Origin of the sequence: Maricaulis sp. (genome assembly GCF_048269565.1) — a bacterium.
Classification (GTDB): domain Bacteria; phylum Pseudomonadota; class Alphaproteobacteria; order Caulobacterales; family Maricaulaceae; genus Maricaulis.
This window is the reverse complement of sequence record NZ_JBLXIK010000007.1, coordinates 31,645-48,171: the sequence shown is the minus strand read 5'-3', so window position 1 is coordinate 48,171 and position 16,527 is coordinate 31,645. Positions and strand designations below refer to the sequence as shown.

Genomic DNA, 16,527 nt, shown 5'->3' with positions numbered 1-16,527 from the left:
AGGATCCAACCTGAACCGGTGATGTCTAGAAGTCCCACTGCACACGGATTTGCGGCCCGGACACATCCGTTGCCGCCGCGCCCGGCACGCTCAGTTCGCCGCTGACATAATTGGCCATGACGCGGAAATGATCCTCGACATACCAGTTCATGCCCAGCGTCCATGTCGTCAATTCGCCGGCCGAAACCTCGTTCAGGTCGGAATAGTCATAGCGCGCCGCCAGCTCGAGGGCGCCAAAGCCGCCTTCGGAGAGCGGCGTCGCCGGTCGGGTGCGGCTGAAAGTGCCGCTCGATGTGCTGTAGCTCCGGCTTTCGCCGGTCAGGAAATAGCCGAGATTGACGAAGGCGCTGTTGAAACGCGGGCTGGAGGCCGGGCCGTCGAGGCTCATCGTCATGTACTCGCCATGGGCGTGGAAGGGGCCGGCCACCAGGGCGGCCTCGAGACCGATCAGGGTCGAGCTGCCGGCCTCGCCCAGCACGCTGCCGGAACGGAAATCGGCGCTGACGATGCGATCGGTCAGATGCGCATTCGGCCGCACGCCGACACGGGTGCCGGCATTGCCGTAATCCATCTGCCGCAGCGAGGCGCCGAGATGCACCAGCAGCGTATCGCTGTGCACCGGCAGATAGGTGACCCGCGCCGCCACAGCCGAGCTGTCATCAAGCTCAAGGCTGTCGGAGAGGTCACCGGGGCGGCCGCCATAAATGCCCGCCTTGACGGTGTAGGCCTCGCCATGATGCGCCAGCGCCACGCCGACACGGCGGTCGAGCCCGAACAGGTCGGTGGCGGCGCCGCGCTCCATGAAGCTGATATAGCGCGAGGAGGTCTGCTCCTCGAGCGAGTTGGGCGTCTTCATATGGCCGAGCAGGACGTCAAAGCCCTCGCCATGAAATGTGAGATAGACGTCATTGGCGACAACGGCCTCGTCGATCAGGTCGAACTCGGCGACATAATTGACATTGTGCAACCGGCCGGTGACGCCCAGGCGCGCGGTGCGGATCTCGCTGTCGTCATAGCGGGTGGTGACGCCGGCCTGTTCGAAATCGATATTGGCGGCGTCGAGATAGATACGGCCGCGAAAGGTGAAGCTGTCACCGCCCTGCGGATCGCTCCAGGCCGGCACGCCGTCGAAATCCCAGCCCGCCGCGTCCTGCGCTTGCGCTGACCCGAGGGCCGTCGAAGAAACCAGTGCAGCCAATACAGTGCTCGCAAAAAGGCGTTTAGTCATCGCTCGCTCAATCCTGATAATGTCCTCACCATCAGAACCGATGGTGAGGCGATACAGTCCCAATGTGACAAACCGGCGACTGTTCGGTGAATGTTATTTCTCGACTTCGATAATTCTCGAATTGGCGATATTCCGAACTGATGACACTTTTGCGACGCCTGGATGACATGTTTGTTTCAGTGGCGACGCAACGAAAAAGGCCCGCAACGCGATCACGTTGCGGGCCTCTTGCCGGGCAGGACTGCCGGTGCGGTCAGAGCAGACGCTTGCGCAATAGCTGGGACATCATATCGATCGCGCTGACGGCGAGGATGATGACGATCACGATCGCCGCGGTGCGCTGGTAATCGAAGGCACGGACGGCCTCGAACAGGATCTGGCCGATACCGCCGGCACCGATCAGGCCCAGCACGGTCGCTGAACGCGCATTCGATTCGAAGCGGTAGAGACCGAAGGAGGTCCACAGCGGTGCGACCTGCGGGATCACGCCCCAGATCACCTCGTGCAGCGGCCGCGCACCGGTGGCGCGCACGCCCTCGACCGGACCGTGATCGATCGACTCGACGGCTTCGGAGAACAGCTTGGCGAGCACGCCGGTGGTATGGACGGCGAGCGCCATCACCCCGGCAAGCGGACCCAGTCCGACGGCGGCGATGAAGATCAGCGCGATGATCAGCTCATTGATCGAGCGGAACACGTCCATCAGGCGGCGTACCGGCTGCACGACCCAGCCCGGCGCGACATTGCGGGCGCTGAGCAGGCCGAAGGGGATCGCCGCGATGACGGCGATGAACGTGCCCCAGATGGCGATCTGGACGGTGATGATCATCTGCGGCACCGCTTCGGAAATGCCGGTGCGCAGATCGGTCCAGTAGGCGCTGCGCGAGGCGGCGCTGGCGATATCATTGGGGAAGAAGCCGGCCAGGAATTCCTGCATATCGCCGAAATTTTCCACCAGGAGATAGCTGCGATCCATATCGGCCGCATCGAAGCTCCAGACCAGGATGATAATCACCCCGGCGGCGATCACCGCATTGGCGAGCCGCTCCGTCAGCGGCAGCTTCGGACCCGGCCCGCGTGGCGCCCCGGCCCATAACAGACCGCCCAGCAGCAGGCCGGCCAGCAGCACCAGTCCACCGATAATGGTCCAGTTGGTGGGCGCAACCATCTCGGCGTCACCGCCATTGCCTTCGTGACCGGTGGCGCTGGACAGGCTGACCAGGTCGGAATTTCCCGCTTCCACATCGGCCAGCCGGGCTTCGAGTTCGGCGACGCGCAGGGCGCGCTCCTCCTCGCTCAGATCGGCATTATTACGGACCAGGATCAGGTCGCGCACGATCTCCAGCTGCACGATCGGATCGAGATGCGTATTCGAGGCCGGCTGGAACAGGCCGAAATACAGCGGCTCGAGCACGGAGCGCGCCTCGGCAATCTCTTCCGGTGTCCCGCGGCGGCCGTAATTCATGAAGAAGGCCTGCAGCCGCAGCTTGGCATCCTCCTCGAGATCGGTGCGCCAGATGATCGGATCGGTCCCGATCGGCGGCGAGGTCCAGATCACCCGCAGCCGCGCCGCGATTTCCGGGCGGGTGCGCTGCAGCAGCGTCATATTGGTGGTGTTATTGGTGCCGACATCGATCAGGCCATTGGCCACCGCGACGGCATTGGCCTCGTGATTGGCATTGCGCACCGAGTTGAAACACTCGGCCGGATCGATATTGCGCGGCGCGAAGATAAAGGCCGAGGGCACCAGATAGCCGGAGGTCGAATTGGGATCGCCCATGCCGAAATCGAGCGAACGGTCGCAGGTCAGGATATCGTCGAGCGAGCGGATCGGGCTGTCGACCGGCACGATCAGGACCGAATTATAGCCCTCGCTGCCATCGGGATAGCTGGCCTTGGCGAAGACCTCGCCGTCCGCCAGGCGCACGGCCTGCAGGCCGGAGAAATTGGAGAACCAGGCGAATTGCACGCTGCCATAGCGCATGCCCTGGATCATGCCGGCATAGTCGGAGGCATAGAAGGGCTGGATATCATAGCCCGTCCATTCCGACATCGCCTCGATGAAGGGCTCCCAGTTTGTCTGCAGATTGGACGAGGATTCCGTCGCGATAATGCCGAAATTCAAAGTGCCGCGGGAGGTCGTGTCACCGGAATCGGCGGCACTGCCGGCATCCGGCGCACTCGACGGCGTACACGCCGCCAACATCAGGCCAAGGCCGGCGACCAGCGCACGCATGCTCTTGTTCAACCAGCCGCTCATGCCTCGTCTCCCCCGTAGAAGGCCTGCTCGTATTCAGGGCCGTAGATCTCGATCAGCTTTTCCTGGGTCAGGTCCTGGCTCGGTCCGTCATAGACGATACGGCCCTTGTTGAGCGCCACGATCCGGTCGCAGAACTGGCGCGCATAATCGACCTGGTGCAGCGTGACGATGACGGTGAGATTGTCCTTGCGGTTCAGCTCGCGCAGCAATTCCATCACCGTGCGGGCCGAGACCGGGTCAAGCGAGGCGATCGGCTCGTCGGCGAACAAGACCTCGGCGCCCTGCACCAGGGCGCGGGCGATGGCGCCGCGCTGCTGCTGGCCGCCGGACAGGTTGGAGGCGCGCCGCGCCGCGAAGCCGGCAATGCCGACACGCTCGAGCGCATCCATCGCCTTTTGCTTGTCTTCCATCGGGAAAATGCCCAGCGCGCCGCGCCAGGCCGGGATACGGCCGAGGGCGCCGATCAGCACATTGCCAAACAGCGACAGACGGCCGACCAGGTTGAATTGCTGGAAGATGAAACCGAGATGGGCGCGGTGCTCACGGACGCCGGAGCTGACCTTGCCCTTCGATTGCATGCGATGGCCGAGCACCGAGACCGGTCCCGAATCGGCATCGGCGACCTGCAGGGCCGCGGCGACGCGCAGCAAGGTCGACTTGCCCGATCCCGACGGCCCGATCAGGCCAACCATTTCGCCACGCCCGACGGACAGGCTGACATCATCGAGCGCTTTGGTGTCGCCGAATGTCATTTTGGCATTTTCGGCGTGGAGCGCCAGAGCGGCGTCTGTCATGTTGGGCGTCCCCCTGCTTGGTCACGGCTTTGTGGCGTAAGGGCATGACACATTTGTGACAAGAGGAAGATGATGTTGACTCATGCCGCAACGCTCATTCTGTTTTTCACCCTGGCGGCGCTGAGCCTGATAGACGCACGGACTCAAAGGCTTCCGGACATTTTCACCCTGCCGCTCATCCTCGCGGGGATCGCAGTAAACGGACTGATTTTTTCTGCACCATGGGCAGCGATCGCCGGCGCCGCCATCGGCTATGGCGCGCTGGTGGCGCTGGAACTGGCCTATAAGCGCCTGCGCGGCCGCGACGGACTCGGCCGCGGCGACGCCAAACTCCTCGCCGCCGGCGGCGCCTGGTGCGGCCCCTGGCTATTGCCGATGATCCTGCTCGCCGGCAGCGTCAGCGCCCTGCTCTATGTCGGGCTGCTGGCCCTGATCCGGCAGCGCGCACCGGACCCGAACCAGCCGCTCCCCTTCGGCCCCTGGCTGGCGCTCGGGATTGCCCTGTGCTGGGTCTGGCGGGCTTATGGGCCGGGGTTGTTGCCGGGGATTTGAAGCCATCATCGACGCCTTCTTCCCCGCCCCCGGCGGGGAAGTGGGTCCTGCGTAGCTTTAGCGAAGCAGGGGCCGAAGGGGCCGCAGCCGCAGGCTGCGGTGAGACGCCGTGGCGCCCCGACACCGCCGCGCTACGGGCGGTCCCCCTCCCCGGTAAACCGGGAAGGAAAGCGTTGAGTCAGAAAGCCGCCCGCCCGGGCGAGGCCAAGCCATAAACCCCTTGCCAGCCAAAGGGCCTCAGGGGACAGGCGCGGTCAAGGGTGAAACCGCGAAGCGGCGCCTGCGGCGCCCTTGACCGCGCCTGTCCCCTGAGGCGGAGTCTCGGCATGGGATTTAAGGTGGGGTGTGGGTGACGTCCGATCACCGAGGCGTCTGCGACGGCCCATCCAGAGCGCAGGCCCGCAACAATCAGGGACCGTGAGCACCATCAGCCCTTCAAAGACAATCTTCTACACCCGCGAAGCCGAATCCTTGTAAAGCGTGGGCATGCAAGCTTTCATTTCATATTCCCACTCTGACGAACAAGACGTCGACCGGCTCCGAACACATCTGTCCATGTTGGAGCGAGACGGGCTACTCTCCGGCTGGCATGACAGAAAAATCCTAGCCGGTTCGCGACTCGGCTCCGCGATCAGCAGCAGCCTAAATCAATCGGAATTGTTCTTGGCGATGATTAGCGCCGACTTCTTGGCTTCTGGCTACTGCTTTGACGTCGAAATGAAGGCAGCCCTAAAAAGGCAAGATGATGGGCTAATGCGAATAGTTCCAATCATCCTTCAACCTTGCGAATGGAAGGCATCCCCACTTGGTCATCTTCTGGCCACACCGACAGATGGCGTCCCCGTTAGTGATTGGACCAATCGCGAAAGCGCATTTCTGAGCATAACTCAAGCAATTCGCAAAATTGTAGAAGCACCAAAGAAGCAGAGCCGAGGCAATGCAGCAAGTCGATCTAACTCTAACAATTTTATTGCCCAACAAATTGGTTCGAGAAGATATCGCATAAAACGAACATTTGACCCGATTGATAAACGGGATTTTGCACAAAAATCATTTGATCACATTCGAGCATATTTTATCAGTGCTGTAGAAGAAATCAATTCAATCGAGGGCATCCGCGCCAGAATTGATGAAAAATCGAACGATCGTTTCTCCGTCCATTTGGTGAATAGCCTTATCAAGCGCGGTGAAGGTTACATTCTCATAAGACGTCATGATGCGGGTCACTTTGGCGACATTGATTACTCGACATCAGCCCACTCGGGAGACAACTCATCAAACGGTGGCTTCCGAGTAAATCACGATGAATTTGAATTGTTCCTATCACCTCAAATGTTCGCATTTGGTGGCCGAGAGCATGATCGGGTAACCGGCAAGCAGGCCGCTGAAATGCTATGGAGCCAATTGCTCGAACAAGCAGGAGTTTCAAATGCCTGAAGTCCGCAAATTTAGATGCAACAACTGCGGCCATCGATTCGATCACCGGGCCGCCACCGAAGATGAGCGGGAAGAGGCACGACGCCAAGACCGTCAGCTAGTCAGCATTCACTGCCCAAAGTGCAAACGCACCGACATTCGACAGGGCTGGGAATAGCGCGAACTTGGGTTGCGTGTTGGCGTGTGGCCTCCCCCAAAAAAAATTCTGTCCAGCCCCCCCCCGCTTCACACCAGAGCTGCTGAGCACCGAAAAAGCTAGCGACAGATAGCTGCCTCGTGCGCGTCCTATGTTGAGACACAGCTGCCGCAGCTCAGCGAGATTTGTTTGACCCTCCAAGGACGGACAACATCCACTCGACCGCTTCACCTCGGGAGTCTGCCACTTCTGCAATCCAGCTAAGGTATCTGGACAGCCCATCGAGGTCGGGGAAAATGGTGCTATCGTTCACACCATACCGATCAAGCGCCTCAATAAACTCATCGGCAAACATTTCATCGATCACTATTTTGACGAGTTCATCATCGTCTCTGAGCTGGTCCTCCAACGGTTCGGCGACGGGCGAATGAATTGTGAATACGGAATTTTGCCTTGAGATACGCGGAGAGAATGCACTGGGGCGAAATCGCCCCAAGCCTTTTATATAGAGGGGATTTGCTGTCGTGTCGGGATCGAAAACTCGAGATGTGCGAAGCGCATAAACCGCGACACTATCGTCTCCAACACGATCCCGCAGCGCAAAAAAGGCAGCAACCAACGGGTTGGTTGTCCAATCAAGCAGCCGAGTTGGGAAACCGTGATGCTGAGCAATTGCGAGCCAATCCCATTCATTCAGGCTCGAATTGCTCACAAATTCCGCGGCGCGCCGCTTCCATGCCTGAAACAATGACCTTTCATTGTTCCGGACATGCCCCGATCTGCCGGCGCGAGAGATGAGGTTCCATTCAACGTTCGCTTGCCCACGAAAAATCCATTCGAAGTTCCCGCTAATTCCATCAATTACTTGATGAAAGTCCTCAAAATTGTAAATTGTCTCAACTCGAGATCCCAACTAAACCTCACTAAATTGCTCGCAGGCATTACAACCTAATCCCGCAACAATTCCAGCATTGTTTGTCATGACGGCGACGGGAGCGCGAGTTTCGCGCCCGATCAATCGCCTAAAAAAACGGTGACAGCCTAAAAAAACGGTGACAGGCACCCATTTCCCCGAGCCAAGCATCCGCAAGGCCGCTTGAATCTCAAACCCCGCTCCGGCCTGCGCCGGGTGGCTCTGGCCGCTCAGGCCACCTCAACCAACAGTAAAACCACAACTTTTTTGTCATCCCTGACCCTCGCTTTCGCGAGGGCAGGCGGATGCCCGGACGCGAAGCGGTCCGGGCGCAGGTCAGGGACCCAGACGCCCGACGGAAGGTGCTTGCGCGGGCGGGCCAGTCCAGATGGGGTCGCGATGGCGGTTCTGGGTCCCTGATCTGCGCCCCCGATCAAGCCGGGGGCATCCGTCAAGGATGACAAGGGGCGTATATTTAACAACAAATAGAGCCGGACACGCACCGGTCTGCCCCGCCACTTGTCCGCCCCCGTCGCCGCGGCCCTATAATCGGGCGAGTTTCGCTCTTTGACATCGTTGAGCCCGGCAGAAAACCGCAGCCGGAATGCGCCCGGGCGTGGCAGTCTCTGCCATGCGATGACAGTCCCTCATCGCGCCGATAGCCTGGCCACACAGGGCTCGGCACGTCACGTGACAGGGTGGCAGGATGGCAGAGTCGCGAAATCCTGACCGTCGCGCGGTGCGCAGGGGCGGCCGCCGGAATAATCGGGGGATGGCCGTGATCGCCGCCCGCCCCCGGCAAGCGCCTGAACGCTGATTTTTCGCCCCCTTGAGCCCCCCGCTCCAGCCCTGCCCCGGCAAGCCTCCTGCAGTAGCGCCTGATATTTTTTTCTTTACACGTCCGGCAATAGGCCCTACTCGCGTTTTTCCCGGCGGAGGTGACGATGCCGGATTGGGTAAACAACGAACAGGGGGTCACGTGAATTGCACACGTACCATACTCCCCTGGACCTGGTCCGCTTACGGCACCTAGAAAAGCCGGTCGTCTGTGCACGTCCGGATCGTCTGGCCCGAGCGAGCCATTGGTTTCAGGAAAATTTTCCGGGTGAAGTGCTCTATGCCGTCAAGGCAAATCCCAGCCCATGGATTATCGACGGCCTGTATGCGGCCGGTACGCGCTTTTTCGACGTCGCCTCGATTCCCGAAATCGAGCTGATTTCGCAGCGCTGTCCGGACGCGAAGAAGGCCTTTCTGCATCCGGTCAAGAGCCGCGAGTCGATCCGCCGCGCCTATTACGAATTCGGTGTGCGCATCTTCGCGCTCGATACCGAAGCGGAACTGGTCAAGATCCTCGAGGAAACCAACCACGCCGACGATCTCACCCTGATCGTGCGCCTGGCCGTGTCGAATGAGGGCGCGGTGTTCTCGCTCGCCGGCAAGTTCGGCGTGCCGGCCTTTGACGCCGCGGAGCTGATCCGCAGCGCCCGCGCCCATGCCCATGAGCTGGGTGTGAGCTTCCATGTCGGCAGCCAGTGCATGCTGCCCTCCGCCTATCGCTCGGCGATGATGGAGGCCTCGCGCCTGATCGCCCAGGCGGGCGTCACCGTCGACATCGTCGATGTCGGTGGCGGTTTCCCCTCGATCTATCCCGGCCTCACCCCGCCGCCATTGATGGAATATGTCCGCGCCATCGAGGACGCCTTCGAAGAGATGATGGTGCTGGAAAACGCTGACCTGTGGTGCGAGCCCGGCCGGGCCCTCGTCTCGGAAGCGGAATCGGTGCTGGTGCGGGTCGAACTGGTGAAGGGCGATGCGCTCTATCTCAATGACGGCGCCTATGGCCGTCTGTTCGATGCGGCGCATTCCAAATGGCCTTTCCCGGTGCGCCATCACCGCGCAAATGGCCCGTCCACGGCCGAAACGGCGATGTTCCGCTTCTTCGGTCCGACTTGCGATTCGCTCGATGCCATGCAAGGACCCTTCGAGCTCCCGGCCGACACCGCCGAGGGTGATATTATCGAGATCGGCATGCTCGGCGCCTATGGGACCGCGATTGCGTCCAACTTCAATGGCTTCGGCAGCACGGAACTGGCGATGGTGGCGGACGCCCCCTGGCCCTCCATGTTCGATCAACAACCAGACCGGGCGACCGGCGAGGACTCGACGGTCATCAATCTGGCCCGGGCCCGCCGCCGCCGTCCGAAATTGCGGAGACGTGCATGACTGATCAATCGAACCGTAAAGCGGAACTCCTGTCCTCGCCTGTCGAGCATATCGACATTACGGCTTTCGATGGTCGGCCCATGGTCGATGCCTGGGAGAAGATGTCCTTCACCTCGCGCGATGCCGCACGCGCCGCCCGCATCCTGCAGGCGGCCGTCGCGGATCCCGATTGCACCGTCATCCTGACGCTGGCCGGCTCGACCTCGGCCGGCGGGTGCATGCATGTCTGGCGCGATATGGTGCGCAACAACATGGTCGACGCCATCGTCTCGACCGGCGCCGCCATCGTCGACATGGATTTCTTCGAGGCCATGGGCTTCAAGCATTACCAGGCGAAGGAAATCCCCGACGACCGCATCCTGCGCGAGCTCTATATCGACCGCATCTACGATACCTATATCGATGAGGAAGAGCTGCAGGCCTGCGACGCCGCCACGCTCGAGATCGCCAATCTGCTCGAGCCCGGCCCGCGCTCCTCGCGCTCCTATATCAAGGCGATGGGCAAATGGCTCGCCGACGGCAATGCCAAGAAACAAGGCTCCCTCGTCCAGGAATGCTATGAGCACGGCGTGCCGATCTTCTGCCCGGCCTTCTCCGACTGCTCCGCCGGCTTTGGCCTGGTCAAGCACCAGGTCGAGCGCATGAAGGCGAAACAGCCTTACCTCTCGATCGACAGCGTCGCCGATTTCCGCGAGCTGACCGAAGTCAAGATCGCGGCCGGCTCCACCGGACTGTTCATGGTCGGCGGCGGCGTCCCGAAGAATTTCGCCCAGGACACCGTCGTCTGCGCCGAAATCCTCGGCGTCGACAGCCCCATGCACGCCTACGCCGTCCAGATCACCGTCGCCGACGTCCGCGACGGCGCCTGCTCCTCCTCAACCCTCAAGGAAGCCTGCTCCTGGGGCAAGGTCGATGTCGCCCTGGAACAGATGGTGTTTGCCGAAGCGACCACCGTGGCGCCGGTGATGGTGTCGTCGGTTTATCATACGCGGGACTGGGAGAAGCGGCCGCGGCGTCGGTGGGCGGATATGTTTGAGGACTGATCGGTCTCAGGATTGAATGAAACGAAGAGCCCTGGCGGAAACGCTGGGGCTTTTTTTTTGGGTGTCACGCGACGTTCTAACGCCATCCGAAGGCTCTTCCCGAATTGCCCGATCCGAGTTCGTGATCGCGGGTCGCCGGTTACCCACCGTACCTGGGTCAAATATCAAAAACCTCCATCGCGCTTCCGCAACGCAATGCCACCGGCGCCACGGGCAAGCTGATGTCTCCGTGCAGGAGCCTCGGAAAACCCTTGGAGGTTGCGTAACCCTATGACTATATAGACGAATGACAATCGAAGATCAGTACCTCGATGGTATACTGCGAAAGCTATATGCGAAGCTTAGAACAAGCACGGACACGTTCGAAGCCGGCAAAGGCAAAGGATTCGATCTACTTGCCCAGACCGTCGTTCTAAAAAATCCCCGAGCACGAATAAGCGCTACGGCGACCCGCGGTCGCTTGATCTCCGCTCTAGCCGAGTTTTGCTGGTATATGAGCGGATGCGCAGATTTGGAGTTTGTGCGCTTCTATATTCCTCACTATCCGCCCAAAGGGGCGGTCGGGCCAATTGAGGACGCGTATGGACCTCGCTTGGTCGGAAGTGGCCAGTTCGGCCACACGACCAATCAAATCGATCGAGTGATACGCCGGCTAACAGAAAGGCCCGATACGCGACGGGCTGTAATTTCAATTCTTGGGCCAGACGACTTTGGGCCTGGAAGGAAAGAAGCGCCTTGCACCACTGCACTCCAGTTTATCCGGCGGCGTGAGCGCATTCACCTCATCGCCATGATGCGGTCAAACGACGCGTACCTTGGCTTTCCGCACGATGTGTTCTGCTTCACAATGATCCAAGAATTTGTTGCTCGATCACTGGGTGTAGGTGTCGGCGAATATCACCATTTCGCCACCAGTTTGCACCTATACGAACACGATCTTGAGGGAGCATCAAAGTACTTGGATGAAGGATATCAAAACCCAACCTTTGCTATGCCAAAGATGCCATCAGGCTGCCAGTGCGAAAACCTTGCGAGGTTTCTTGATGTAGAGCGACAAATTCGAGTAGGCGATCTAGAAGATTCCAATCAAATTAAATTGCCTTCCTACTGGCGGGATCTAGCACTCGTATTGCTCCGGTACGCAGATACAAAATATAGGCGCGGCACAGATCACCTCGAGGCTAATTTTGCATCTATTTCCGATCAATTTTACTCTAACTTCTTCTTGCGTCGACCCACTCTCGTTAAGAACGATGAATATATGCCATTTATCCAAACTGAATTTGATTTGAGCGATGGAGACGCTAATGAGAATTAAGAACCAAGAGCTGTTTGACAAAATTACAGAAAATCTCATTACATTTGACACCGATGCGCACTCTCTCGTCGGAATCCAAGACGGAGAGCGCCGCACTGTCTTCATATTACAGCTGGTAGATAGCGTTCGACGCATCCAATTTCTAAACGCACTTTATGTTCGCTCGAAATCACCGCGTCTCCACACCCCCTATTCCGGCGCCTTTGACCCATATGGTGGGGCTGCAGTCTTGCACAAGGCAGGGCGATCAGACGATGCCTTTTGGCTGATTTACTTGGCAACCCACTTTGGCAAGCACAAGGACGATGGCTGGAACCTGACAGAAGATTTCTATGGGCGCTTCGGACAAGGTGGAATATGGGATTGGGCAAATGCGAGCCCGAACCCAAACGCAATAGAACAATGGATCGCGGGCATATACCCGCACATCACTAGTGCCGGTCGGTCTCGACGATTTGGCAATCATCGAAAATTCGAAACTTTGAAACCTGGGCCGAGAGGCACAGGGCACGCCTGCAAAACATATATTGAATGGATCGCGCAATATGGATCGCATACGAACTTAGTATGGACTGCACAGCAAACCGTGGGGCAGAATCCTACGGACGTATACGCGTATCTGTATAAAGACTTGGATTCCGTCGCCAAAATGGGGAGGCTCGGTAAGTTCGACTTCTTGTGCAACCTATCGAATCTGATGATTGCGCCAATCCTCCCGGACCGGGCATACATTCAAGGTTCAACCGGCCCTTCCGATGGTGCGAGGCTGCTGTTCGGCAATCACCTGACTCTAGCTTACCTAGACAGGGCTTGTACCGCGCTGGCCGAACACCTTCGTGTTAGCCCACAAGTCATCGAGGACTCTTTATGCAACTGGCAAAAAAGCCCAACCGTATACAAATATTTCCGCGGCTAATCTGACCAACGGAATCGACGCTTTAGATGCTGCATCTGATTGTAGCGAATGATGCCAAGATGCTGGAGCTGCCCAACGACAAGCCCAGGAGCAATTCCAATTTTTTTCGCAAAGTCGACGATAGGAAAGCGGGATCCCCCCAAATTCAGCATTTCTTCTCGATGCTCTAGCGGCACTATCGTCGACGATGCAAATTCATTGGCCTCGTTTTCAATCGAATTGATTTGCGACTCGTTCAATTCCAATATGGGCATCGATGAGTAATGGAGCAGCAAATGCCCTATCTCATGAAATAGCGTGAACCAAAAATGGTCATCCGATAGGTATCGGAAGCTCATTTGAATATGTGGAACGCCCCCTTCGAGCACTCTTACAGCCCCGCTTGCCGAACATCCTTTTGGCGCTCTAACGACCGCGATTTTCACGCCCGCTTCTGCTAGCAAGGCCTTCAATTTCGGGAGAAAGACCAACGGGCGCTTTTGCCACGTAAGTCGCCGCAGCTTGGGCAATTGGTCGCTCAGGATTTTGCTTGACCAGACCGCCACAGGGTCGTCTGCCGTCTCGATTTCTCCTTGTCGTAGCCACGCTGTTGTAGCAGCTGGACAGGATGAATGCGCAGCAGACTTGCGATAAGCCGCAGTTTCGAACGCCCCTTCATATCGCCCCTGCCACTGCGCCAACGAAGAAACACCGAAGAACGCCAAAGTTTCAGCTATTTTTTCTTCATTCGAACGCGCAGTTGCGACCCAGCCAAACCTTTGCATATCCCGCATTGGCAATCGGGAGACGAAGTCCTGTAAATTGGATATTTTCAATCCTTCTGGCGCAGCGATGCTTCCACGATAGTCGTGCTCCCGTGCAATCCAGAAACTTGGTGAAGCACCAAGCGTGTCGGCAAGCCGCTGAGCGAGATCGACATCAATCGCTTGGACGCCGTCTACGATCTTCTGCGCCGCAGCTGCAGTGCGGCCGATCTCCCGAGCAAAGTCCTCAACCGTGAGTTCGCGCTCCTCAAGAATGCTTACAATCGTATGCCCCGGAGGCGAGACCCAATTGGGCGCTGATTGCGATGTTGATGTGTTATTCGACACCATTGATCCCCATAATTTTCACTCTCCCCACGGTAGCCCAGTCGTAGTCTGCCCCCTCCCCTACCGCGGGGTAGTTAGGCACCATATTAATTGACAGGAGATCACCAAGGGCGAGCGTGCACTGAGCACCGTCGAAGAAGATCTTCCCAACCGGCAGATCAAATACATTTTTCGCTGCAAGCAGGTCCGCGTGCCGGGCCTGCAAAGATTTGGCCGCCGCGTCCCCTAGACGATTTTCGGCTGTGGCGCTGATAAAGCAAATCTCCTGCAATGTCCCTGAATTGTAAGAGATTATCAAAAAACCTCCGTTCCGCCGAATCGCCGCCCAAACACATGAACGACAAAGCCAGAGTACTATCGCCCCGCACGTACTCATCAGACTTTATGCTTCAGTCCTGTGAGCCAACGCTTTGGCCAACCGATCCAAGAACAATGTCGGGCCTCGAAGCCAACCCAGGCATGTTCATGCACTCCTATGACTAATGAACCGATTTTGGGCAGGGCGCAAACTCTCGGACTACCGGATTCATCTCGCGCTTCACCCCACACCACCCAGCAGGCCGTATCCGGGTTTTCAGGTCAAGGGTGGAACCGCGCAGCGGCGCCTTTGGCGCCCTTGACCTGAAAACCCGGATACGGCGTCATCTCGGCAAGGGGTGAATGGGTTGGCGGGCGCGCGGTGCGCCGTTTTTTTTTACCCGCTTATCCCCGCCCTCGCAGCCAGGCGCCACGCTTTCCTCCCCCTTTATGGGGAGGTGGATCGCCGCGTCAGCGGCGAGACGGAGGGGCGGCGCGACAAGCGCCGCAAGTGTCGCGCGCGACTGATGTTTTCGGCTTCGCCGCCCCATCGGCCCCGGCTCCGCCGCGGCCACTTCCCCGCTTGCGGGGAAGAAGCGTGCGCCCTCGGCCAACAAAAAACTTATCCCCGCCCCCCGCTACCGCGCGCACACTCTGCCCGTCCCTGAGCCACTCGAGGCCCGGACCGGTTATCCGGGGGCACAGGGAGTACGGAGCTCGTCCGGGTTGGCTGGTTGACCGCAGCACGAACCCCGGCGTGGCCACTGGAGAGGAAGGCGGCACAAAGCTCGACCGTTTACTCCACTCCGGTTTCGAGACGGGGGCCGCAAGGCGTCCGAGCAAATCTCCGTGTGCGGGGTGCCTCCGGTGCCACTCACATAGACTATCCCGACCGGCCCCGGCCGGCACCCCGCACTCCTCATCCCGCCAGGTGGCGACACCGTGGCGCTTATCGGCCTGCCGGCCAGCGCCACACAGACAAGGAGACACACCATGAGCCGTCGCTCGCAACCCACACATCGCACCATCCACCACCGCACAAACCACCGCCCTGACAACGCACCGCCCGACCCGGGGCAGACCGGCCATATCGCCCTCGCCGCGGCAGCCGGGGCGATGCGCGAGGGCGATGGCCGCGCGGCGCGGCAATTGCTGGGCCTTGCCCGCGATTTCTTCGCCCAGACGCGGGCCGAAATGGCGCTGTCGCGCGAACGCCTGAAACTGGACGCGGATAGCGAGATGGCCCGGCGCCGGGCCCGGGCTGCCGCATACGCAGCGGCCGGGCTCGGGCTGGAGGGGATTGAAATCAACCGGCAGATCGAGGACGACGCCGCCGCCCTGCGCGCCGCCCGCGCCGCCGGCCAGCCCCTGCCCGAACCGCGCTGGGCCGAGAGCTGGGAGCTGGCCGGCGAGACCATGCCGGAGGGCTGGGAAGAACCCGGTTGAGGCGGAGACCGGGGCACAGTGACGTGGGGGAGCGGGAGGGGGCACAGGGCGGGCCGGAGCGAGCCCCGCGTTTCTGCATGACCAACCTGCACACCCATGCACAAGAAAAACCGTGACGCCCGGCCCCTGCGCCGCTAAGCGGGGGCCAGAACAGGAATCACCGTCATGACCGAACTCTTTCTCTCCGCCCTCGTCACCTTCTTCGTCGCCATCGATCCGCCCGGCGTGGCGCCGATCTTCTTCGCGCTGACCGATGGCTCGCCCAAGGCGCACCAGCGCGCGATGGCGTACAAGTCGATCATCATTGCCACCGGTGTCCTGCTCGCCTTCGCGCTGGGCGGACGGCTCCTGCTCGATGCGATGCATATCAGCCTCGACGCCTTTCGCACCGCCGGCGGCGTGCTGCTCTTCCTGATGGCGCTGGAAATGATCTTCGAGAAACGCACCGAACGCCGCGAGGAACGGGCGGAAAAGCTGACCGAGGAACACGAGACCCATCCGGAGATCTGGGACGATATTTCCGTCTTCCCGATGGCGATCCCGATGCTGGCCGGGCCCGGCGCGATCGCGACGATCATGCTGTTCATGTCCGAAGCCCCCACCCTGGCGCACCAGGCCGTCGTCTTCGCCGGCGTCGGAATCAACCTGTTGATCTGTTTGCTGGTTTTTCTGGTGATCGGACCGGTGATGAAATTCGTCGGGGCCTCGATGGCGGCGATGGTGACGCGGATTCTCGGCGTTATCCTGGCCGCCTTGGCGACCCAGTTCATCTTCGACGGCATCCACGGTGCCTTCATGGCCGGCTGATCGGGCAACGAAAAATTAGGCAAAACCTGCCAGTCTCATCGCCCAAGGGTCCGTCAAAGAGACCCG

At 59.7% G+C, this 16,527-nt stretch carries 13 protein-coding genes and 1 pseudogene; 8 read left to right on the top strand and 6 right to left on the bottom strand.

Annotated features, from left to right (window positions below):
• Window positions 1-25 precede the first annotated feature (25 nt).
• From ACN0YL_RS12490 to phnC, 4 genes and pseudogenes are all read right to left on the bottom strand, one after another.
• Window positions 26-1,228 (bottom strand): OprO/OprP family phosphate-selective porin, encoded by a 1,203-nt coding sequence (locus tag ACN0YL_RS12490; protein WP_417498212.1) that lies wholly within the window; start codon window positions 1,226-1,228, stop codon window positions 26-28.
• A gap of 253 nt (window positions 1,229-1,481) precedes the next feature.
• Complete coding sequence (gene phnE, locus ACN0YL_RS12485) at window positions 1,482-2,288, bottom strand: phosphonate ABC transporter, permease protein PhnE (RefSeq protein ID WP_417498263.1); 807 nt, start codon at window positions 2,286-2,288, stop codon at window positions 1,482-1,484.
• A gap of 315 nt (window positions 2,289-2,603) precedes the next feature.
• Window positions 2,604-3,464 (bottom strand): annotated as a pseudogene (phnD, locus tag ACN0YL_RS12480) (phosphate/phosphite/phosphonate ABC transporter substrate-binding protein); the annotation flags it as partial.
• 20 nt (window positions 3,465-3,484) lie between these two features.
• Window positions 3,485-4,282: a phosphonate ABC transporter ATP-binding protein gene (gene phnC / locus ACN0YL_RS12475; RefSeq protein ID WP_417498211.1), complete on the bottom strand. Its 798-nt coding sequence runs from the start codon at window positions 4,280-4,282 to the stop codon at window positions 3,485-3,487.
• A gap of 72 nt (window positions 4,283-4,354) precedes the next feature.
• Between phnC and ACN0YL_RS12470 the strand changes: the two genes are divergently transcribed.
• The gene (locus tag ACN0YL_RS12470) at window positions 4,355-4,834 is read left to right on the top strand and encodes a prepilin peptidase (protein WP_417498210.1); all 480 of its coding nucleotides are present in this window, start codon (window positions 4,355-4,357) and stop codon (window positions 4,832-4,834) included.
• 486 nt (window positions 4,835-5,320) lie between these two features.
• Window positions 5,321-6,271, top strand: a complete 951-nt coding sequence (locus ACN0YL_RS12465) for a toll/interleukin-1 receptor domain-containing protein (protein ID WP_417498209.1) — start codon at window positions 5,321-5,323, stop codon at window positions 6,269-6,271.
• 311 nt (window positions 6,272-6,582) lie between these two features.
• Here the strand turns inward: ACN0YL_RS12465 and ACN0YL_RS12460 are convergent, their stop codons facing one another.
• Complete coding sequence (locus ACN0YL_RS12460; protein ID WP_417498208.1) at window positions 6,583-7,320, bottom strand: FRG domain-containing protein; 738 nt, start codon at window positions 7,318-7,320, stop codon at window positions 6,583-6,585.
• A 984-nt stretch (window positions 7,321-8,304) separates the two neighbouring features.
• Here ACN0YL_RS12460 and ACN0YL_RS12455 point away from each other — a divergent pair.
• The 4 genes from ACN0YL_RS12455 (at window position 8,305) to ACN0YL_RS12440 (ending at window position 12,820) form a co-directional block, all read left to right on the top strand.
• Window positions 8,305-9,543, top strand: a complete 1,239-nt coding sequence (locus ACN0YL_RS12455) for a type III PLP-dependent enzyme (RefSeq protein WP_417498207.1) — start codon at window positions 8,305-8,307, stop codon at window positions 9,541-9,543.
• Complete coding sequence (locus tag ACN0YL_RS12450) at window positions 9,540-10,586, top strand: 1,9-bis(guanidino)-5-aza-nonane synthase (RefSeq protein WP_417498206.1); 1,047 nt, start codon at window positions 9,540-9,542, stop codon at window positions 10,584-10,586. The genes ACN0YL_RS12455 and ACN0YL_RS12450 overlap by 4 nt, the downstream gene beginning before the upstream one ends.
• Window positions 10,587-10,872: 286 nt before the next feature.
• Entirely contained in the window at window positions 10,873-11,904 is a 1,032-nt protein-coding gene (locus ACN0YL_RS12445) for a thymidylate synthase (RefSeq protein ID WP_417498205.1), read from the top strand.
• A complete protein-coding gene (locus ACN0YL_RS12440; RefSeq protein ID WP_417498204.1) occupies window positions 11,894-12,820 on the top strand; it encodes a hypothetical protein in 927 nt (308 codons plus the stop codon). Before ACN0YL_RS12445 ends, ACN0YL_RS12440 begins: the two co-directional genes overlap by 11 nt.
• On the opposite strand, the gene ACN0YL_RS12435 is transcribed toward ACN0YL_RS12440, so the two are convergent.
• The gene (locus ACN0YL_RS12435) at window positions 12,817-13,911 is read right to left on the bottom strand and encodes an ImmA/IrrE family metallo-endopeptidase (RefSeq protein ID WP_417498203.1); all 1,095 of its coding nucleotides are present in this window, start codon (window positions 13,909-13,911) and stop codon (window positions 12,817-12,819) included. The genes ACN0YL_RS12440 and ACN0YL_RS12435 overlap by 4 nt on opposite strands.
• A gap of 1,290 nt (window positions 13,912-15,201) precedes the next feature.
• On the opposite strand from ACN0YL_RS12435, the gene ACN0YL_RS12430 reads away from it, so the two are divergent.
• Window positions 15,202-15,654: a hypothetical protein gene (locus ACN0YL_RS12430; protein WP_417498202.1), complete on the top strand. Its 453-nt coding sequence runs from the start codon at window positions 15,202-15,204 to the stop codon at window positions 15,652-15,654.
• 165 nt (window positions 15,655-15,819) lie between these two features.
• Window positions 15,820-16,461 carry a MarC family protein gene (locus ACN0YL_RS12425; RefSeq protein ID WP_417468477.1) on the top strand — a complete coding sequence of 214 codons (642 nt, stop codon included), beginning with the start codon at window positions 15,820-15,822 and terminating at the stop codon, window positions 16,459-16,461.
• The last annotated feature ends 66 nt before the right edge of the window (window positions 16,462-16,527 follow it).